The following is a 20,956-nucleotide window of genomic DNA, read 5'->3' on the forward strand; positions in this document are numbered from 1 at the left end:
GACACTCATGCATCATACAAGAGGGCTTTTCTGATTTCAAGCCCCTGAAAATCCTTCTAACAGGAATGCTCCTTATTTATATGACATTTATCATCCCAAAAAGTTACAGAATCCTTTAAAAAAGAGGGTGCTTTCCTTATTTATCTTTATTGAAGATTTAATTTGAAAACGACTATTATGGCAATTTCAATAACTATTAGTAATAGAGTTCCAGCCCCTACAAATACCAACTTCTTTTGAATGTTATTTTCCCATTCACCAATTTGACAAACTGAACAGCTAAGGGCAACCCTTGATGGATTAACCATTGTCATCAGAGAGGAGCTCACATTTTGGGCACTGGCAGCCAATAGTGGGGAAATGCCAATTTGTTGCGCTGTTGCAGTTTGCAATCGAATAAACATTGTATTAGAAGCAGTATTACTGCCCGTTAGAAATCCTCCTATCGCTCCAATGATTGGAGTTAGTAGTACAAAATAATATCCAAAGGCTTGTGCTGCAGCTACAGATAAAACATTTATCATTCCAGATTGGGACATTATTTCAGAAACAACAATATACAAAAATGTAGTTAGAATAACAGGAGAGCATTTTTTGATCGTTAAAGTAATGCTGTCAAGGATAGCTGTGCGATTGATATGAAAGATAGCAATACTATAAATACATACGATAATGAGAAAAAAGCCTGGTGCATAGAGAGGCGAAAACTGATAATTAAATGTTGAGCTTGTTATAGTCCAAGCTGATAAAAAATCTTTTAGCGGAAGCACCATTCTTGAAATGAATAATAGTGTAATGAGTAGTAAATATGGTGATAGATTTTTGATTAAATCTTTTGGTGTTTCTACAGAAGATTTTTTGATTTTTCTATTCATCATCCAAAAGCTAGCAGCGATGACAGTTAATGAGCCGAATATGCCTGCAAGTTCTACACTACCGTATAAATTGCAAATAAAGACGGAACCTCCTAATAATAAGCCAATAAAGAGAATGCTAAGAAATTTTTCTTTTACAGCTTTCTTACCTACCCCTATGAAAACTACTAAAAAAGCAAAATATATGTAAATAGGCATGCACATTGCTGCACTTGCGATTCCTAATGAGGCTAATGGAATATTGGCTAAAGTTGCTCCGATAATTGTCCCCATTGCCAATGTTCCCCATGGAATAATACAAAGACTGATTAATGCAATAAGAGCTGACTGAACAGGATGGAAACCTAAAGCTATCAAAATGGGGGCTATTACAATAATCGCTAAGCCAAATCCACTTATAGCCTCAATTAAAGGCGATAGCCCTAAAGCAAGAATTAAAATCTGATAAACACGATCATTAGTTGAAGTAGAAATAAAGGAGGCAATTTTCTGTATTGCGCCTGCTTTCTCCATTAAATGAAATAAAAAAATTCCAAAGAATAAAATATAGGCAACCAATGATGTCGTTAAAAAACTTTTAATAAAGGGAATCGATAATACGTCTGTGCTAGAGTGAAAAATTGGAGAAATGGCAATGGCTGCTGTCATAAGTATCGCAGTACTCCCTGTAAAAATTGAAGATTTTTTTAAAACAAAAAGCATCAATAAAATACTGATTAATGGTAAAAGTGCAAAGATAACCTTTATCAAAGAAATCACTCCTAATGATAATTTTACTATAGTGTATAATATTTATTCTATAGTGTAAATTATATGGAGTAAAATATTAGCGATTATTTGTTGATTGTAATAGCATAATTACACTATAGTAAAAATAACTGTATCTCCAAAGGGTCATGAGAAAAGGAGTGTGAATTTATGGTGTTTGGAAAGCAAGTAAATAACATACGAAAGCAAAAAAAAATGACATTACACGATCTGTCCGCTCTTAGTAAAGTAAGTGCCTCTATGTTATCTCAAATAGAAAGAGAAGAAAAAAATCCTACCATTCAAGTTGCCTGTCAAATCGCTGAGGCATTAAATACGACACTGTCTGCATTATTAGATCAGCAGGATAAACGGGATACAGTTGTCATAAGAAAGAATGAACGACTAGTTTATAGGGATGAAAATTCAGGATTCCAGCGTCATTTATTGTCTCCATCGTTTCCTTCTAGAGGAATTGAGTTTATTTTGAATAAAGTGCCTGCAAATAAAGAATCAGGTGTCTTTCCAGCACATAAACCAGGTGTTAAAGAATTTATTTATATTCATAAGGGGACATTACGAGTTGAATTAGGGAATGGCTCTCTTATTGAAGAATTACAGGAGGGAGATTCCTTCTTTTTTGAGGCAGATACAGAGCATAGATTTATAAATCTAACTGCTGAAGAATGCCAATATTTTTTAGTAATCGATTCGACTCAAAGTATGAAATAAGAGGGCAAATAAAGGAGTTGAACAGGATGTTCTCATTTATAGATTTAAATGGTTTACATGTGGATTTAAGTTTTACAAGAGGCGAATTTACAGTTGAACCTAAACATGTTCTTGTTTTTTTAAAATATGACAACAAATGGCTATGTACAATTCATAAAAGACGCGGCGTAGAGGTTCCAGGTGGAAAGCAAGAGCCTGGAGAAACTTTGGAAGAGGCAGCAGTTCGAGAAGTATTTGAGGAAACTGGTGTTCATGTGAAAAATTTAAAGTGGTTTGCAGAATATGCAGTTCATGATGAAGTGTTATTTTGTAAAACGGTTTTTACTGCTCAATTTGCAGGGCAGGAGGACATCGAGTTTGATTTAGAGACATCAGGGATGGCTTGGTTAACAGATGATGAATTTGCGAATCATCCAAATTTAAGCTTTCATATGAAGGATGAGGGCATGCAAAAAATGCTGGAGGAGTTGAAACATTATGATCAATGGTGATATCGTAGAAAAACGCGCCTATCCCTCGCCAAATCCAGCTATTCGATTAACAGAAATTACCTATATATCTTTGGGGCTACGTGTGAAGGGTTTGTTGGCTGAGCCAAAAGCAGAAGGTACATATGATGGCTTTTTATATTTACGTGGAGGCATGCAAAGCATTGGTATGGTTAGACCTTCACGTGTCGCGCAATTTGCAGCACAGGGCTTTATCGTTTTTGCACCGTATTATCGAGGTAATCGTGGTGGCGAGGGGCGAGATGAGTTTGCAGGAGCTGATCGATATGATGCTGTATATGCAGTTGATGTATTAAAGCAGTACTGCAATGATAATATTCATGTCTTTGGCTTTTCACGCGGCGGTATTATGGCGCTTTGGACAGCAATATTACGTAGAGATATTACATCTGTTGTAACATGGGCAGGCGTTTCAGATGCAACTGCTACTTATTGGGAGCGTACAGATATGCGTCGAATGATGAAGCGAGTAATTGGTGGAACACCAAATCGTGTGCCAGAGGCTTATGATGCACGAACACCATTATTTGAGGTAGAGCATATTACAGCCCCAGTGCTTATTATTCATGGCTATCAAGATGAAAATGTAGATATTGAGCATGCCAGACAATTAGAATTTTATTTACAGGATGCCAACAAAACTTATGAAACATGGTATGATCGTCATTTTGCCCATCAATATCCACCAGCAAAAAATCGTGAGACCGTCCATGCTCTTAGCGAATGGATGAAGCGTCAGTAATTGGACCCGCCATTCCCCGAACAGTGCTTTTTAACGAGGATATGGTGGGAAATAATTACTTACCATTTTTCTAAAAGATTGGATGCTCCCCTAACAATCATCTCCAGCAGTCATTAACTAGCATGAAAGGGGAAAAATATGTTACTGCTATAATACTTGTATGATAGCAGTAGCTTTACTCCTGCATAGTTAGCTCTTTAAGTAGTCCTAAGCAGCGATACAAAGTTCGTAAAAAATAAAAAGAAAAAGGGAACGACTAACATCGTTCCCTTTGTATAAGTAATTATTTTAATGGACCACCTAGAGTAGTGATAGCTTCAGAAACATTAGAGAATTTCTTGAAGTTTTCATTGAATAGACCAGCAAGCTCAGCCGCTTTTTTGTCATAAGCTGCTTTGTCTGACCATGCATCACGAGGGTTAAGCACTTCTGTTGGTACACCTTCAACAGCAGTTGGGATGTGTAATCCAAATACTGAATCTTGGATTGTTTCAGCACCAGCTAATTTGCCCTCGATTGCAGCACGTACCATTGTACGAGTGTAAGAAAGCTTCATACGGCTACCAGTACCATATTCGCCACCAGTCCAACCAGTGTTCACTAAGTATACTTGCGCACCATGTTCGTCAATTTTTTGACCTAACATTTCAGCATAGACAGTTGCTGGAAGTGGAAGGAATGGAGAACCGAAGCAAGTAGAGAATACTGGTTCTGGCTCTGTTACACCACGCTCTGTACCAGCAAGTTTTGATGTGAAACCACTTAGGAAGTGGTACATTGCTTGCTCTTTTGTTAATTTACTGATTGGAGGTAATACGCCAAATGCATCAGCTGTTAAGAAGATAATTGTTTTTGGGTGACCTGCAACAGATGGATCAACAATATTATCAATATATTGAATTGGATATGCGACACGTGTATTTTCTGTTAATGAACCGTCATCATAGTCACAAACGCGAGTTTCTGGATCAACAGCTACGTTTTCTAGAACTGAACCGAAACGGATTGCGTTGTAGATTTCTGGTTCTTTTTCAGCAGAAAGATTAATTGTTTTTGCATAGCAACCGCCTTCGATGTTGAACACACCGTTATCAGACCAACCGTGTTCATCGTCACCGATAAGCTTACGATCAGGATCAGCTGATAAAGTCGTTTTACCAGTACCAGATAAACCGAAGAATAATGCCACATCTCCAGCTTCACCAACGTTTGCTGAACAGTGCATAGAAAGGATGCCTTGTTGTGGTAATAGGTAGTTCATAATACCGAAAATTGATTTTTTGATTTCACCAGCATATTCAGTTCCGCCGATTAGGATGACTTTCTTTTCAAGAGATACAATGATGAATGTTTCAGAAGCTGTACCATCCACAGCAGGGTCTGCTTTAAAGTTAGGAGCTGAGATAACTGTGAAGTCAGCAACATGAGAAGCTAACTCTTCTTCTGTTGGACGGATAAATAATTGATGAGCAAAAAGATTGTGCCAAGCGTATTCATTGATGACTTGGATGCTAAGCTGTGAATCTTTATCGGCACCAGCAAAGCCCTTAAATACAAATAATTCGTCACGTTCTTTTAAATATTTTACTACTTTTACATATAAGTTATCGAACACTTCAGAAGAAATTGGTTGGTTTACTTTGCCCCAGTCAATTTTATCCTTTGTGCTTTCTTCTTCTACCGTATATTTATCTTTAGGTGAACGACCAGTGTATTTGCCAGTTTCTGCACGAACTGCGCCATCTACTGTTAACATAGCTTCACCACGAGATGTAGCCTTTTCAGCTAATTGTGGTACTGAAAGTTGAACATTAATGTTACCGCCGCTTAATAATTCCTTCAGTTCGTTTGCAATTTCTACTGAATTCATCGATTAAATACCATCCTTTTTTATAGTATTCCCTTGAGTTTGAGGGAGAATTTCTTAATTTCAAAAATAGTATAACACAATTGCTTAAATAATCTATACTAATTCAGAAATTATTTTTGAGATTTTATTACTTTTCAAGAAAACGACAAAAAGTAAATTTATAATGAGAGATGTCATCATTCATTCACCAGAGCATAACCGCGTTTGATAGCCTTTGACCAACATGAGGTTCGCACAAGATGGAAGGTTATTAACTCGAGTTTTGAAGGAGTAAAACCTGATTTCATCTTCCCGCATGTAGAGGGTGTTGGCTTCTGTGTCATAAGAATTATGCTATATGTATGAAGACACTAGGTCACTTTTATGTTAACACAGGATATAAGGTAGTAATAGGGATTATTTTGCTTCCATTTACAGCATCATCCAAGTGTCAATCATATTGTGGTCATAAAATTTCTCTCATACCTTAACAATAATACAGCAAAAAATATTTGACAACGTTCGACCTTTTACGTAATATGAGATATTGAACGGATACTCTTATCCCGAGCTGGTGGAGGGTCAGGCCCTGTGAAACCCGGCAACCTGCATGAACTATTTCACGACATGCGTTGGTGCCAACCTGATGCAAGGGAAACCCCTTGAACGATAAGAGTGAAAGGTTACGAAGTCATTATTCCTTTCCTCATGTTAGTAAGCGTGAGAAAAGGCTTTTTTTTTGTTAAAAACAAATACAAAGGTAAGTATATGTAGTTCTTTCCTTATTATAATGACGGATCTTTCGAAATCCTCGTGTTAAAAGCATCAGCTGTTTTTTGTACGAAAGTGGAGCGACAGCAGTAACGGCTTGAGAGTTCAATCCTTAGGAGCGGACTTGACATGGGTAATGAGTACCGTATTCATTCACAAATACTTTTTGTAAGAGTAATAGGAGGAAAACCAAATGACAAACCGTCGACTGTTTACATCAGAGAGCGTGACAGAAGGACATCCAGACAAAATTTGTGACCAAATTTCGGATGCCATTTTAGATGCCATTTTAGCAGAAGATCCAAATGCACGTGTAGCGTGTGAAACAACAGTAACAACAGGATTAGTATTAGTAGCAGGAGAAATTACGACTTCTACCTATGTAGATATTAAAGGTATTGTCCGAGATACTGTAGCGGAAATCGGATATACACGAGGGAAATATGGCTTTGACGCAGAAAACCTTGCAGTGCTTGTAGCTATTGGTGAGCAATCACCAGATATTGCACAGGGAGTTGACCAAGCACTAGAGGCTCGTGAAGGCTCTATGACAGACGCTGACATTGAAGCGATTGGTGCAGGTGACCAAGGCTTAATGTTTGGTTATGCATGTAACGAAACGCCTGAGCTTATGCCACTACCAATTAGTCTAGCGCATAAATTAGCACGTCGTTTAACAGAAGCTCGTAAATCTGGAGAACTAGCGTATTTACGTCCTGATGGTAAAACGCAAGTGACGATTGAATATGATGAAAACAATATCCCAGTACGAGTAGATACGATTGTCATTTCAACACAACATGATGAAGAGGCAACACTCGAACAAATTCAGGCAGATTTAAAACAGTTCGTAATTGCACCAGTTGTTCCAAGTGAATTACTAGATGCAAATACTAAATATTTCATTAACCCTACTGGTCGTTTCGTCATCGGTGGTCCGAAAGGTGATGCAGGCCTAACTGGGCGCAAAATCATCGTGGATACATACGGTGGCTATGCGCGTCATGGCGGTGGTGCGTTCTCTGGAAAGGATGCCACAAAGGTTGACCGTTCTGCAGCATATGCAGCACGCTATGTAGCCAAAAACATTGTAGCAGCAGGTTTAGCAGAACGTGCTGAAGTACAATTAGCTTATGCAATTGGCGTTGCTCAGCCAGTATCCATTGCTGTTGATACATTTGGCACTGGAAAAGTGAAAGAAAGCGAGATAGTCGAGTGGGTACGTGAGCTATTTGACTTACGTCCAGCAGGGATTATTAAAATGCTTGATTTACGTCGCCCTATCTATAAGCAAACTGCTGCATATGGACACTTCGGTCGTACTGACTTAAATGTACCTTGGGAGCAAACAGATAAAGCAGATGCTTTAAGAGAAAGAGTACGTTAATAAGCTATCCCGCTAAAGTGTTAAAGTGAATTATAAATTATATGAAAGTATTAATTTAGGAAGGGGCTAGTTTATTTACATAGCCCTTTTCTTAATATAAAAAAGAAGCCCCGAAATGATATGGGCTGCTTTGTTTAGTTTTATTTATTGTTTGCTTGAAGAGATTTATAATATTGTCCTTTTTCTGCATACTCACGGACGATACGTTCCATATCTTCTTTATCTTCAGCATTTAATTCACGAACAACCTTAGCCGGACGACCTAATGCTAAGCTATTCGGTGGAATGACCTTACCCGGAGGTACTAGACTGCCAGCTCCTATGAATGCACCCTCTCCAATCTCTGCTCCGTCTAATATTATCGAACCCATACCTATTAAGGCATTTTTGCGAATCGTACAGCTATGTAAAGTTACCTGATGTCCCACTGTTACTTCATCTTCAATAATCAGCGGGTATTTCGGGCTTTGGTGTAAGCAACAAAGGTCTTGAATACTTACTCGTTTACCAATAATAGTTGGTGACACATCACCACGAATAACAGTGTTAAACCAAATAGTTGTTTCAGCCCCTATTGTAACGTCACCAGTAACGGTAGCATAATCAGCTATAAAAACGGATGGATCGATTGTTGGTGTTTTACCTTTAAATGGATAGATCATGAGAATCGCCTCTTTTCTTTCTATGATGTAATATTATCGTATCAAATACGCAACTTGATGGAAATATAAAATTAATGAAGTTAGATATTTCACTTATAATCAATGTGTAATTATTTTTTAGGAGGACTATGTAAATGTGGAAATGGGAAGCTGATGGACAAGCAAAGGCTGTGGTTGCTATTCTTCATGGTGCATATGAAAATCACCGCTGGTATGCATGGCTGATAGAAAAACTTAGATTGGAAGGCTTCCACATAGTCATGGGGGATTTGCCTAATCATGGTGTCAATGCAAGATTTTCGCGTGTCCATGATGAAGATATTAAAGAATACAATAAGTATACAAGACATTTAATGGAGAATGCTTTTTCGTATAACTTACCAGTGTTTTTAATAGGACATGGTCTTGGTGCAACATTATTACTACATACTATGCAGAAGAAAAAATATGAATGTGCAGGCATTATTTTAACCTCACCATGGCTTCAATTGAAGTTGTTACCAGGTAAACTATCAAATGCTTTAACAAGTTTAAGTGCTCTAACAGCTAATGTTAAAATAACACATGAAATTACATTTGAAAAATTGACCCGTAGTGTAGAAGGTAGAGAAGAGATGAAGGATGAGATTCCTTTTATGACAGTTGTTTCAGTGAAATGGTATCGAGAGCTGCAGCAAATGATGCGAAATTTAGTATTATTACCTAAGGCTCAATTCCCTAATATGCCTATGCTGGTGATGACAGCAGAAAAAGATAATATAACGGAAACTAAACAGACTCGTAATTGGCTTCATCAGCAGGAATTTACAGAGTTTCAATTCAAAGAATGGGCGAATTGCTACCATAATCTATTTCACGAAGTAGAGAGGGAAGAGATTTTTGTCTATATTCGTGATTTTATCAACAACGCACTTCGTAGAATTGGCTATATCATCGAATGATGTATGGCCTCTCCAATTAACTAGAAAATTAGTAATTTATTATTTCTGAAATATAATATTGTAATTTTCAGAAAAGTGTAATACTATAATGACTTATAATAGAATTTTCACATTGGAGGGGTAAGATGGAAGCAATTGTTGGAAAACTGAATGACATTTTGTGGGGACCATGGTTTATTTATGGAATTTTGTTAATTGGATTGTTTTTTTCAATCATTACACGGTTCTTACAGATAAGACACATTAAAGATATGTTTGTTTTAATGTTTAAAGGTGAAAAATCGGAAAAGGGGATTTCCTCTTTCCAGGCAATGTCTATTGCATTATCTGGGCGAGTAGGTACGGGTAATATTGCTGGTACAGCTACAGCCATAGGTATGGGAGGGCCTGGTGCCGTTTTTTGGATGTGGGCAATCGCCTTTATCGGTGCAGCAACTGCTTATGTGGAATCGACATTAGCTCAAATTTATAAAGAGGAAAAAGATACTGAATATCGGGGTGGACCTGCCTTTTATATAGAAAAAGGAATGGGGCAAAAATGGTTCGCAGTAATTTTTGCTATAGCAGCATTAATTGCCATGTTAATCTTAATGCCGGGTGTTCAATCAAATGCAATTGCGACCGCTGTTGAAAACGCTTTCAATATTGAAACTTGGATTACAGGTCTTATTATTGTTGTATTATTAGGGGCAATTATTATTGGTGGAGTTAAATGGATTGCGAATGCTGCGCAAATTATTGTTCCGTTTATGGCATTAGCTTATATTATTATGGCTATTATTATTATTGCAATGAATATTTCAGAAATACCATCCGTATTCGCTCTTATTTTTTCTAGCGCATTTGGTGCACAAGAAATATTTGGCGGGATTATTGGCTCTGCAATTGCTTGGGGCGTTAAGCGTGGAATTTATTCAAATGAAGCTGGTCAAGGAACTGGTGCACATCCAGCTGCAGCCGCAGAAGTGTCACACCCTGCAAAACAGGGAATTGTGCAAGCCGCATCCGTGTACATTGATACATTATTAATTTGTTCAGCTACAGCATTTATGATTTTATTTACGGGCATGTATAATGTACAGGATGAAAAGGCAGCAGAAGGCGCTGATCCATTTATTCACGTTGGAGAATTTAATAAAAATGGTCTTACTGGGGAAGATCAACTAACGTTTGCGAAAAGTATTAAGGAAGGTGCAGCATACACACAATTTGCTGTAGATTCTTCATTACCAGGATTCGGTGGTCCATTTGTAGCAATTGCATTATTCTTCTTTGCTTTCACGACAATTATGGCATATTACTATATTGCTGAAACAAATGTGGCCTATTTATTCTCTGGATCTTCTGAAAAAGTCGTCATATGGATTGCGAAGTTTGCTATTTTAATAGCTGCATTCTATGGTACAATTCGTACATCTGACCTTGCTTGGGCAATGGGGGATGTTGGACTTGGGCTGATGGTATGGATTAACGTTATAGCGATTTTAATCATTATGAAACCTGCTATAGTGGCGTTGAAGGATTATGAGAAACAGAAAAAAGAAGGGAAAGATCCTGTTTTTGATCCTCGAAAACTAGGCATTAAAGGTGCCGACTTCTGGGTTGATTATAATGAAAAACGTCAAAATAAATAGATAATATAGGAAAGCTATTAAAATAGGAATGTTTTATTTCTATTTTAATAGCTTTTTTTATGTATCTGGTTGTATAAATGATAAATAAAAGGACATGAATTCGATGTAGTATCGAAGCCATGCCTTAATAATTATTCGATTGGGTAATCTTTCATTTTTTCTAGTGCAATAACAAAAGGTGGATCATTTTGTTGATTTAGAAACTCATATTTTAATACATGTACATATTTTTGAGGAAGCTGACTCACATACTCTATAACAGCATCACGTTCCTCCTTACCACCCGGATGACCATGATAGATGACTAAAACAATCAGTCCACCGATTTTCAGCAGCTTTAGTAAATCTTGAATAGCGACTATTGTCGTATTTGGCTTGGTAATGATATCGTGATTACTGCCAGGTAAGTAACCTAAATTAAATATAGCAGCGGCTACTTGCGTGTGTACATATTTAGCAACTTCCTCATGCCCTCTATGTAAGACAAGTCCACGATGCTCTAAGCCATGATCTAGCAGGCGAAGCAGCGTGGTATCCACAGCGCTTTTTTGAACATCAAAGGCATACACTTGACCATTATCTCCGACAAGCTGTGCTAAAAATAATGTATCATGACCATTACCAGCAGTAGCATCCACCACTGTATCGCCCTCTTCAACTGTAGCCTTTAATAATTGTTGTGCATATTGTAAAACGCGTTGTAGCTTCATTTGACAACCTCAGCCTGATATAATTTCCCTTGCCAGCTTCCACGGCGTTCAAGCTCCGCATCAATGCCATTTAATACTTCCCATTTATTAACACTCCACATAGGACCAATCATTAGATCAATGGGTCCATCCCCTGTGATACGGTGAATGACCATATCCGGAGGTAAAATCTCAAGCTGATCTGCTACTAGCTTCGTATAAACATCCTGATCTAAAAATTCTAGCATGCCCTTTTCATATTGCTTAACCATTGGTGTACCTTTTAAAAGGTGTAGTAAATGAATTTTAATGCCTTGTACATCAAGCTTTGCGACTTCACGAGCAGTTTCCATCATCATGTCATAGTCTTCAAGAGGAAGTCCATTAATAATGTGAGAGCATACACGAATACCATGCTTTCGTAGCTTTTCAACACCTTCTCTATATGTGGCATAATCATGGGCACGGTTGATAAGATTTGCTGTTTTTTCATGTACTGTTTGAAGTCCTAACTCTATCCATAAATACGTGCGTTCGTTTAATTCAGCTAAATACTCAACTACGTCATCTGGCAGACAATCTGGGCGTGTTGCGATTGATAATCCAACAACACCCTCTTGAGCCAATGCTGCTTCAAATTTCTCCTTTAATACAGGAAGTGGTGCATGTGTATTTGTATATGCTTGGAAGTAGGCCATGTATTTGCCGTCCTTCCATTTTTGATGCATTTTGTCACGGATTTCAGCAAATTGCACTTCGATAGGATCAACTTTGTTGCCCGCAAAATCACCTGAACCTGCTGCACTACAAAACGTACAACCTCCAAAGGCAACGGTACCATCACGATTTGGACAGTCAAAGCCCGCGTCTAGTGCTACCTTAAAAACTTTATGACCAAATTGCTCACGTAAATAGCGATTCCATGTATAATATCTTTTCCCATCTGAAGGAAAAGGAAAGTTTGTTTCTGTCATTTATTTCACTCCTCTAAAGCTATATTTTATCATGTACTAGTGCTTCCGTCATGAGGGAAGAATTTAATAAAGCGAAACTTCAAACAGAGGCATTTTTTGTATTCCCATACAGGGGTATTATATCAATTGGATTTTACAGCAGTTGCCTCAATTTTATGCAACCTGAACGGAAGAAGAAGGTGGAGCGAAAAGACGGTCAACCTGAGCGAAAGAAGACGTAAGCGGAGCGAAAAGGCGGGTAACCTGAGCGGAAGAAGAGGAAAGCGGAGCGAAAAGGTGGGTAACCTGAGCGAAAGAAGACGAAAGCGGAGCAAAAATCCGGGCAACCCGAGCGGAAGAAGAGGTAAGCGAAGCGAAAAGGTGGGTAACCTGAGCGGAAGAAGACGAAAGCGGAGCAAAAATCCGGGTAACCCGAGCGGAAGAAGGCGAAAGCGGAGCAAAAATCAATTCAACCCTCCAAATGAAGTGATGACAAAGAAATCAGCCTGAACATACCGTAAATGTACTTTGTTGCCACTGTAAAAAAAGTAAAATTATTTTCCTTGTGCTTTTGTATTTTTCAGCATACACTAACTATTTAGAGTAGCGAAATAATGGAGGTCATTCTATGCCAAAAAGTGTTTGGTTTTTAATTATTGGAATGCTTGTGAACACAACGGGCAACTCATTTTTATGGCCTTTAAACGCCATTTATATGCACGATTATTTAGGAAAGTCATTGGCGATGGCTGGCTTTGTTTTGATGTTGAATTCTGCTGCGGGGGTATTAGGTAATCTATTAGGTGGTTATTTATTTGATAGAATAGGTGGCTATAAGTCAATCATGCTCGGCATTCTTTTAACGATTGCCTCATTAATAGGGTTAACGATTTGGCACGGCTGGCCGCATTATGTATGGTTCTTAACGATTCTTGGCTTTAGTGGAGGTATCGTATTTCCTGGAATGTTTGCTTTAGCTGGAACTGCGTGGCCTGAGGGGGGAAGAAAGGCCTTTAATGCTATTTATCTTGCTCAAAATGTAGGGGTTGCTATCGGTCCAGCACTCGCTGGTATTGTGGCTGATTACCAATTTGACTACGTATTCAAGGTAAATCTAGTCATGTATATTTTGTTCTTTTTTATAGCGTTATTTACATTTAAGCGATTAGAGATAGGCAGTATTGCACCGAAAAATGTAGTGGGTGAAAGTAAGAAAATCATTAACAAAGCACCATTTTATGCATTATTAATTATTAGTGCATCCTCTGTGCTATGCTGGTTGGCTTATTCACAATGGAGTGCGACCATTTCTTCGTATACACAAGATTTAGGATTAGGTTTGAAACAATATAGCTTGCTATGGACGATTAATGGTCTTCTCATCGTTATTGGGCAACCACTTATTGCGCCACTTGTCAAGCGATGGGAGCATACATTAAAGCGTCAATTGGTATTCGGCGTTACATTGATTGCATTATCATTTGGCATTATTGCCTTTGCGAGTGATTTTACAATGTTTGCGGCTGCCATGGTTGTTTTAACTTTCGGAGAAATGTTTTATACACCAGCTTTACCAACAATCGCAAATCAGCTTGCCCCTAAGGGACGGCAGGGCTTCTACCAAGGAATTATCAATAGTGCAGCAACAGCTGGTAGGATGATTGGACCTCTGTTTGGTGGTATTATGGTTGATCAGTTTGGAATGATTGTACTTGTGTTAATACTAGTAATCATTGTATTGTTTGCCATTGTTCCATGTTTAATCTATGACTATCCTTTACGTAAACATCAATCAGCCATTGAGTAAAGGCTGATTTGACAGAAATAGTATGTAAACGAGTGAAAATTGTGCAAAAAGCATAGTTTTTACTCGTTTTTTTAGATCGGATATTGATTAAAGGTACAAATAGGCGTACAATCATACATATTCAAATATTTGAATATGTTAAAATGAATTCCTTGGAGGGATGTAAGTGGAAGAGGGCTTGCAGCAGTTTAAGGCAGATTTTTTTAAAGCCTTAGCTCATCCATTACGAATAAGAATACTAGAATTACTAGTAGACGGTAAAAAAAGCGTCAATGAGATACAAAGCTGTTTAGAAAAAGAGGGTTCGGCTGTTTCTCAGCAGTTAAGTGTTTTACGAGCAAAAAATATCGTATATGGGATAAAAGAGGGGAAAAAAGTTTACTACTCATTAAGTGATCCGATGATTGGTCAATTGCTTGGAGTAGCCAAGGAGATTTTTAACAATCACTTAATTAATACGATTACAAGATTAGAAGAGATGACCATCAATGGAAGTGACGAAGAGAATATATAATCATATTTTTTGAAAGATTTGCTTTGCTTATTATTTCGAAGGGAAGATTAATGTATGAAGTCACTGTTAATAGGAAGATTTGAAGGATATTCAGTTCATCATTTAAAAAAGGACTTACTGTCGGGCATCATTGTAGGAATCGTAGCAATTCCACTAGCAATGTCTTTTGCGATTGCTTCAGGTGTCAAACCAGAGTATGGGATTTATACAGCTTGTATTGCTGGTATACTAATTTCTATCTTTGGCGGTTCGAAATTTCAAATCGGTGGACCAACAGGTGCATTTGTGCCAATTCTTCTAGGAATCGTTCTTGCATATGGCTACGAAAATTTATTAATTGCTGGTTTGATGGCAGGAATTATGCTGTGCTTAATGGGTATTTTTAAGCTAGGCTCATTAATTAAGTTTATCCCACGCCCTGTAACAATAGGGTTTACTGCTGGTATTGCCGTTATTATTTTTACGGGACAGATTGCCAATTTTTTAGGGCTGACGAATATGAAAAGACACGAGTATTTTATTGCTAATATAAAAGAAATTGTGATGCATATTGGTACTATAAATTTTTATAGTATTGTCACAGCAATTATTTGTCTCATTATTATTTTATTGACACCGAAAATTTTACCGAAAGTACCAGGAGCGTTAGTGGGTATTTTTGTTTCTACACTTATTGCAACGTTCTTTTTTTCAGGACAAGTTGCTACAATAGCGACTGCCTATGGTCAAATTCCAAGCACTTTACCGAACTTTGCGATACCGGATATCACATTGGAACGAGTTCAACTGCTTATAGGACCGGCCTTTGTTATTGCAATGCTTGGTGGTATTGAATCACTCTTATCGGCAGTTGTCGCGGATGGTATGACAAATAGTAAACATCATAGCAATCGTGAACTTGTAGGCCAAGGCATTGCGAATATTGTAACACCATTGTTTGGAGGAATTCCGGCAACTGGTGCTATTGCCCGTACAGCGACAAATATCAAAACAGGTGCAGTATCGCCGATGTCAGGTATTATTCATGGTGTTTTTGTTTTAATTACTTTATTGCTATTAGCGCCATATGCTTCACATATTCCTTTGGCGAGTATGGCTCCTGTCTTAATGGTTGTTGCTTGGAATATGAGTGAACAAAAGCATTTTGCACATATTGTGAAGTTAAAATCAGGAGATTCACTAGTTTTAATTATTACCTTCCTACTGACTGTTTTTACAAGTTTAACACTAGCTGTGGAGGTTGGGCTTGTGTTAGCTGTTGTGTTATTTGCAAAGCGTATGAGCGAGAAGCTTGTTGTCACAAAGGTATTACCAGATCACTCATTAAAGCATGAAAAAGTACAATCACATGTTGTTCATCAGCAGCATGATTGTCCACAAATTAGTATCTATACAATTGAAGGGCCACTTTTTTTTGGTGCAGCGTCTACTTTCGAGCAGGCCATTGCCACTCCAACGCATCAATCTAAAGTATTAATATTGCGTATGGGTAAAGTGCCCTTTATGGACTCAACAGGTGAGACATATTTTGGCAGTATTATTCGAAATTTCAAAATGCAAGGTGGAACTATTTTAATAACAGGACTACAGGATGAAATGAAAGCAGCGCTTCAGCACAATGGCCTGTATGATGAAATTGGTGAAGCTCATTTTTATCCGCACACAGGAGAAGCAATTAATGAGGCTTTTAGCTATTTAGATACAAATAAGTGTATAGGCTGTAAACATTTTGCCTTCCGTGAATGTCAGGAATTATCACAATCTAAGGAAAAAAGGGATTTAATTGTACAGTAATGGTTAGCATATGAACAAAGACTTGTGCTTTTCAACACTTTCCATTAGAATAAATGCAATACATGTAAAGACAGTGATGAGGAATAGTAAATTTGTGATTCTTTTTAGAGAGCTAGCGGCTGGTGGAAGCTAGTAGGAGAGCATATTGAACTCACCTTCTGAGTCTGCCCGCGTGAAGCAACGCGTGCCGTTCCTTCCGCGTTAAGGAAGTTAGAGCCGAGTGTGATCACTAATTTGGGTGGTACCGCGGGAGATACGAATTCTCTCGTCCCTTTCTTAATAAAGAAAGGGGCGAGTTTTTTTATTTTTTAAATATTTTGTCAATTCTATAAGATGAAAAGCATGGCACAATTAAAGGAGGAAAAAAAATGAGTTTTAATCATCAACAAATTGAAAAAAAGTGGCAGCAATATTGGGCTGATAATAAAACGTTTAAAACAGTAAATGAAACAGATAAACCAAAATTTTATGCGTTAGATATGTTCCCCTACCCATCTGGAGCTGGTCTTCATGTAGGACACCCAGAAGGTTATACAGCGACAGATATCCTGTCACGCTTCAAGCGCATGCAAGGCTTTAACGTGCTACATCCAATGGGCTGGGATGCATTCGGTTTACCAGCAGAACAATATGCACTTGACACAGGAAATGATCCCGCTGAATTTACGGCAAAAAATATTGCAACATTCAAACGTCAAATTCAAGAGCTTGGCTTTAGCTACGATTGGGATCGTGAAATAAACACAACAGACCCAGAATATTATAAATGGACACAATGGATCTTTATTCAGCTATATAAAAAAGGCTTAGCCTATGTAGATGAAGTGGCAGTAAACTGGTGCCCAGCATTAGGAACGGTATTGGCAAATGAGGAAGTAATTGATGGGAAATCAGAGCGTGGTGGTCACCCTGTTGAGCGCCGCCCAATGAAGCAATGGATGCTAAAAATTACAGCTTATGCGGATCGTTTAATAGACGACCTAGAAGAAGTGGATTGGCCAGAATCTATTAAAGATATGCAGCGTAACTGGATCGGTCGTTCAGAAGGAGCAGAAGTGACATTTGGCATTGATGGCATAGATGAAAACTTTACAGTATTTACGACACGTCCAGATACATTATTTGGTGCTACATACTGCGTACTTGCACCTGAACATAAATTAGTAGAGCAAATTACAACGGCTGAACAACGACAAGCTGTTGATGCTTACTTAGAAAAAGTAAAAATGAAGTCAGATTTAGAGCGTACAGATTTAGCTAAAGAAAAAACAGGCGTATTTACAGGCGCCTATGCAGTGAATCCGATTAATGGTAAAAAAGCACCAATTTGGATTGCAGACTATGTATTAGTTTCTTATGGTACTGGTGCTATCATGGCGGTTCCAGCACATGATGAACGTGACTATGAGTTTGCTACAGAGTTTAATTTAGAGATCATTCCTGTCCTTGAAGGTGGAGACATCAGTAAAGAAGCATTTACAGGTGATGGACAGCATATTAATTCCGATTTCCTTAATGGCTTAAATAAAGCGGATGGCATTGCCAAGGCGATTGAATGGTTAGAGCTAAAGGGCGTAGGAGAGAAGAAAATCTCTTATCGTCTTCGTGACTGGTTATTCTCTCGTCAGCGTTACTGGGGTGAGCCAATCCCAATGATTCATTGGGAAGATGGCACGATTACACCAGTTCAAGAATCAGAATTACCTTTGATGCTGCCAAAAACAGATAATATCCGACCTTCTGGTACTGGTGAATCACCGCTAGCTAATATTGCAGAGTGGGTAAATGTTGTGGATCCAGAGACTGGCAAAAAAGGACGCCGTGAAACAAATACAATGCCACAATGGGCAGGCTCAAGCTGGTACTTCTTACGCTATATCGATCCAACAAATTCAGAAGCAATAGCTGATCCAGAATTGCTAAAACGTTGGTTACCAGTTGATATTTATATTGGTGGCGCAGAGCACGCTGTATTACATTTACTTTACGCACGCTTCTGGCATAAAGTGTTATATGATTTAGGCGCTGTTCACACGAAAGAGCCATTCCAAAAATTATTTAACCAAGGCATGATTCTTGGTGAAGGTAATGAAAAAATGTCTAAATCTAAGGGGAATGTTGTAAACCCAGATGAAATCATTGATTCACATGGTGCGGATACATTACGTTTATATGAAATGTTTATGGGACCTCTTGAGGCGTCTGTGGCATGGTCTACAAATGGTTTAGACGGAGCACGCCGCTTCTTAGATCGTATTTGGCGTTTATTTGTGAATGAAGAAGATGGTGCTCTTTCTTCAAAAATTCAAGTTTCAGATGATAAATCACTTGAGAAATCCTATCACCAAACAGTGAAAAAGGTGACTGAGGATTATGAAGGTATCCGCTTTAATACAGCTATTTCACAGATGATGGTATTCATTAATGATTGCTACAAAGCAGATGTCATTCCAGCAGCTTGCGCAGATGGCTTCGTAAAAATGCTAGCACCAATCGTTCCACATATTGCCGAAGAATTATGGCAACTACTAGGACATAATGCAACACTAGCTTATGAGCAGTGGCCAGCATATGATGAGTCTAAACTTGTGGATGATGAAGTGGAAATCGCTGTTCAAGTTGCAGGTAAAGTACGAGCAAAAATTATCGTAGCAAAAGATGCTTCTAAGGAAGAAATCGAAAAAGTAGCACTTACTGACAGCAAAGTACAAGAGCATATGGCAGGAAAAGACTTAGTGAAAGTCATTGTTATTCCAGGCAAGCTTGTGAATATCGTAGTAAAATAATGATAAAAAAGTGTCCAAAATTTGGGCACTTTTTTCTATTATATTGAAACTAATAAAGATGTTATTACGACTATAGTGTGACTGAGATTAGGAGGTGTTTGCTTGAGTGAGCATTTAGCAGCAATTATGGATGAGCATGGTGAATATTGCCTACGGGTGGCTTACCTATATGTAAAGGATTGGGCTATAGCGGAGGAAATCGTTCAGGATGTATTTTTCGCCTATTATTGTCAACAGGAGCGCTTTGAACAACGGTCCTCATTAAAAACATATTTAGTAAAAATAACTGTACATAAAAGTCACGATTATTTACGAAGCTGGAAAAATAAACGGCATAACTTATTAGAAAAATTACATATTGGCGTGAGTAAGCGAACACCTGAAAAAGAATTAGTAGAGAAGGATGATCGTCGGATTTTGACAACAGCTTTATTTGAACTTCCATTACCTTATAGGGAAGTGCTTATTCTTTACTATTACCAGGAATTAAAAATACGAGAGATTGCAGAAATACTAGCATCTACTGAAAATACAGTAAAAACTAGATTACGCAGAGCGAGACAAATGCTACAAGAAAAACTAGATAAAAATGATTGGGAGGTGTTAAGGGATGACATCTTTTAAGGACAAATTGGATAAAGAGCTTGGTGAAGCGCCACGGTTTTCACAACCATTACAAAAGCGTATTTTACAGCACGTTCAGCTCAAGAAAAGAAGAAGTCGGCAATATCCAACAATAACTATTGGGGCAGTCGTGGTGACACTACTGTTGTTATTCTTTATGGGTCCTTTGAAACAAGTAGAAACTATGAAACATGCTACGATTATTGAATTAGTACAACAGGAAGAAATTAAACAGTTTACTATTGCACAGAATTGGGAGGAGGATTCCTTTAAGGCTGGAAGAACTGGTTGGATTATAGGGCAGCAAGTGTTTAAAGAAAATTCAGCAAGTGATTTGCTGAAACAAATATTACAGCAGGCTACTGTTACTCTGAAAGATAATAATTTTATCACTTATGCAAATAGTGATATCTGGGTCGAGTTTGATAATGGGCAAGTCATAAAGCTAAAGATGTACTTAAACGATACCGAATTAGTTTTCACTGATCAACAGACAAACATATCTTATAAAGTGAAAGATGAAAACCTAGCATCTGCTTATAAGAATCTTACACAAAGAAACGAATTCAATATTACTAGTTCAGAATTAATTACTTTTTTAGTGATTTTTATTTTTATCGGGTGGTTAGTTGATAGACTTTTGCGAAGGAAGTTTAATATTCCGAAGGAGCCAAAGTACGTAAATAAAGGTCATCAACGTTCCGTATATATCTTGAAAATTCTGAATGTAATTTTTATTTTTTTATTTTCAATAAAAGAATGGTTCTTGTATACAGCTGCTACATGTGCATTTCTAGCTGTAGTAATAATAAGTTCTATAATGATTGAGTATTACTATGGCCGTGAAGAGAAAAGACATTATGTATCAATTATTTCTTCCATTGTAATGCTTCTAGCTTTTTTTATATTCTTTATGTATATTTTATAGCAGTATTCGGTT

17 protein-coding genes, 1 riboswitch and 1 other annotated feature are annotated in these 20,956 nt (G+C 37.8%); of the genes, 12 read left to right on the top strand and 5 right to left on the bottom strand.

Going from position 1 to position 20,956, the window contains the following annotated elements; translation table 11 throughout:
* Nucleotides 1-146 precede the first annotated feature (146 nt).
* Complete coding sequence (locus AC1RNS_RS25025) at nucleotides 147-1,625, bottom strand: L-lactate permease (protein ID WP_492996545.1); 1,479 nt, start codon at nucleotides 1,623-1,625, stop codon at nucleotides 147-149.
* Between the two features lie 168 nt (nucleotides 1,626-1,793).
* Between AC1RNS_RS25025 and AC1RNS_RS25030 the strand changes: the two genes are divergently transcribed.
* The 3 genes from AC1RNS_RS25030 to AC1RNS_RS25040 are packed head-to-tail and all read left to right on the top strand — an operon-like array spanning nucleotide 1,794 to nucleotide 3,605.
* The gene (locus tag AC1RNS_RS25030; protein WP_492996546.1) at nucleotides 1,794-2,354 is read left to right on the top strand and encodes a helix-turn-helix domain-containing protein; all 561 of its coding nucleotides are present in this window, start codon (nucleotides 1,794-1,796) and stop codon (nucleotides 2,352-2,354) included.
* A gap of 26 nt (nucleotides 2,355-2,380) precedes the next feature.
* Entirely contained in the window at nucleotides 2,381-2,845 is a 465-nt protein-coding gene (locus AC1RNS_RS25035) for an NUDIX domain-containing protein (protein ID WP_492996547.1), read from the top strand.
* A complete protein-coding gene (locus tag AC1RNS_RS25040; RefSeq protein WP_492996569.1) occupies nucleotides 2,829-3,605 on the top strand; it encodes an alpha/beta hydrolase family protein in 777 nt (258 codons plus the stop codon). Before AC1RNS_RS25035 ends, AC1RNS_RS25040 begins: the two co-directional genes overlap by 17 nt.
* Before the next feature lie 283 nt (nucleotides 3,606-3,888).
* Here the strand turns inward: AC1RNS_RS25040 and pckA are convergent, their stop codons facing one another.
* Nucleotides 3,889-5,475, bottom strand: coding sequence for a phosphoenolpyruvate carboxykinase (ATP) (pckA, locus tag AC1RNS_RS25045; RefSeq protein WP_492996548.1), 1,587 nt, complete (start codon nucleotides 5,473-5,475; stop codon nucleotides 3,889-3,891).
* Nucleotides 5,476-6,012: 537 nt separating this feature from the next.
* Nucleotides 6,013-6,130, top strand: a riboswitch (SAM riboswitch).
* A gap of 288 nt (nucleotides 6,131-6,418) precedes the next feature.
* On the opposite strand from pckA, the gene metK reads away from it, so the two are divergent.
* Nucleotides 6,419-7,612, top strand: coding sequence for a methionine adenosyltransferase (metK, locus tag AC1RNS_RS25050; RefSeq protein WP_492996549.1), 1,194 nt, complete (start codon nucleotides 6,419-6,421; stop codon nucleotides 7,610-7,612).
* Between the two features lie 140 nt (nucleotides 7,613-7,752).
* Here the strand turns inward: metK and AC1RNS_RS25055 are convergent, their stop codons facing one another.
* Complete coding sequence (locus AC1RNS_RS25055) at nucleotides 7,753-8,274, bottom strand: gamma carbonic anhydrase (RefSeq protein ID WP_286923392.1); 522 nt, start codon at nucleotides 8,272-8,274, stop codon at nucleotides 7,753-7,755.
* A 134-nt stretch (nucleotides 8,275-8,408) separates the two neighbouring features.
* Between AC1RNS_RS25055 and AC1RNS_RS25060 the strand changes: the two genes are divergently transcribed.
* Both AC1RNS_RS25060 and AC1RNS_RS25065 read left to right on the top strand, forming a co-directional pair.
* The gene (locus AC1RNS_RS25060; RefSeq protein WP_492996550.1) at nucleotides 8,409-9,215 is read left to right on the top strand and encodes an alpha/beta hydrolase; all 807 of its coding nucleotides are present in this window, start codon (nucleotides 8,409-8,411) and stop codon (nucleotides 9,213-9,215) included.
* A 125-nt stretch (nucleotides 9,216-9,340) separates the two neighbouring features.
* Nucleotides 9,341-10,849 carry an alanine/glycine:cation symporter family protein gene (locus tag AC1RNS_RS25065; protein WP_492996551.1) on the top strand — a complete coding sequence of 503 codons (1,509 nt, stop codon included), beginning with the start codon at nucleotides 9,341-9,343 and terminating at the stop codon, nucleotides 10,847-10,849.
* 131 nt (nucleotides 10,850-10,980) lie between these two features.
* Here the strand turns inward: AC1RNS_RS25065 and mnmM are convergent, their stop codons facing one another.
* Both mnmM and mnmL read right to left on the bottom strand, forming a co-directional pair.
* A complete protein-coding gene (mnmM, locus tag AC1RNS_RS25070; RefSeq protein ID WP_492996552.1) occupies nucleotides 10,981-11,559 on the bottom strand; it encodes a tRNA 5-(aminomethyl)-2-thiouridylate-methyltransferase MnmM in 579 nt (192 codons plus the stop codon).
* Nucleotides 11,556-12,512, bottom strand: coding sequence for a tRNA modification radical SAM protein MnmL/YtqA (gene mnmL, locus AC1RNS_RS25075; protein ID WP_492996553.1), 957 nt, complete (start codon nucleotides 12,510-12,512; stop codon nucleotides 11,556-11,558). Before mnmL ends, mnmM begins: the two co-directional genes overlap by 4 nt.
* Nucleotides 12,513-13,119: 607 nt before the next feature.
* Between mnmL and AC1RNS_RS25080 the strand changes: the two genes are divergently transcribed.
* The 6 genes from AC1RNS_RS25080 (at nucleotide 13,120) to AC1RNS_RS25105 (ending at nucleotide 20,944) form a co-directional block, all read left to right on the top strand.
* Complete coding sequence (locus AC1RNS_RS25080; RefSeq protein ID WP_492996554.1) at nucleotides 13,120-14,298, top strand: MDR family MFS transporter; 1,179 nt, start codon at nucleotides 13,120-13,122, stop codon at nucleotides 14,296-14,298.
* A gap of 166 nt (nucleotides 14,299-14,464) precedes the next feature.
* Nucleotides 14,465-14,812: an ArsR/SmtB family transcription factor gene (locus AC1RNS_RS25085; protein ID WP_492996555.1), complete on the top strand. Its 348-nt coding sequence runs from the start codon at nucleotides 14,465-14,467 to the stop codon at nucleotides 14,810-14,812.
* 54 nt (nucleotides 14,813-14,866) lie between these two features.
* Entirely contained in the window at nucleotides 14,867-16,606 is a 1,740-nt protein-coding gene (locus AC1RNS_RS25090; RefSeq protein WP_492996556.1) for a SulP family inorganic anion transporter, read from the top strand.
* 64 nt (nucleotides 16,607-16,670) lie between these two features.
* Nucleotides 16,671-16,882, top strand: a binding site (T-box leader).
* A gap of 92 nt (nucleotides 16,883-16,974) precedes the next feature.
* A complete protein-coding gene (leuS, locus tag AC1RNS_RS25095; protein WP_492996557.1) occupies nucleotides 16,975-19,392 on the top strand; it encodes a leucine--tRNA ligase in 2,418 nt (805 codons plus the stop codon).
* Between the two features lie 102 nt (nucleotides 19,393-19,494).
* Nucleotides 19,495-20,016, top strand: a complete 522-nt coding sequence (locus tag AC1RNS_RS25100; protein ID WP_492996558.1) for a sigma-70 family RNA polymerase sigma factor — start codon at nucleotides 19,495-19,497, stop codon at nucleotides 20,014-20,016.
* The gene (locus AC1RNS_RS25105; RefSeq protein ID WP_492996559.1) at nucleotides 20,003-20,944 is read left to right on the top strand and encodes a DUF4181 domain-containing protein; all 942 of its coding nucleotides are present in this window, start codon (nucleotides 20,003-20,005) and stop codon (nucleotides 20,942-20,944) included. The genes AC1RNS_RS25100 and AC1RNS_RS25105 overlap by 14 nt, the downstream gene beginning before the upstream one ends.
* Nucleotides 20,945-20,956 lie beyond the last annotated feature (12 nt).

This window comes from Lysinibacillus sp. GW821-FHT14F06, assembly GCF_058803665.1.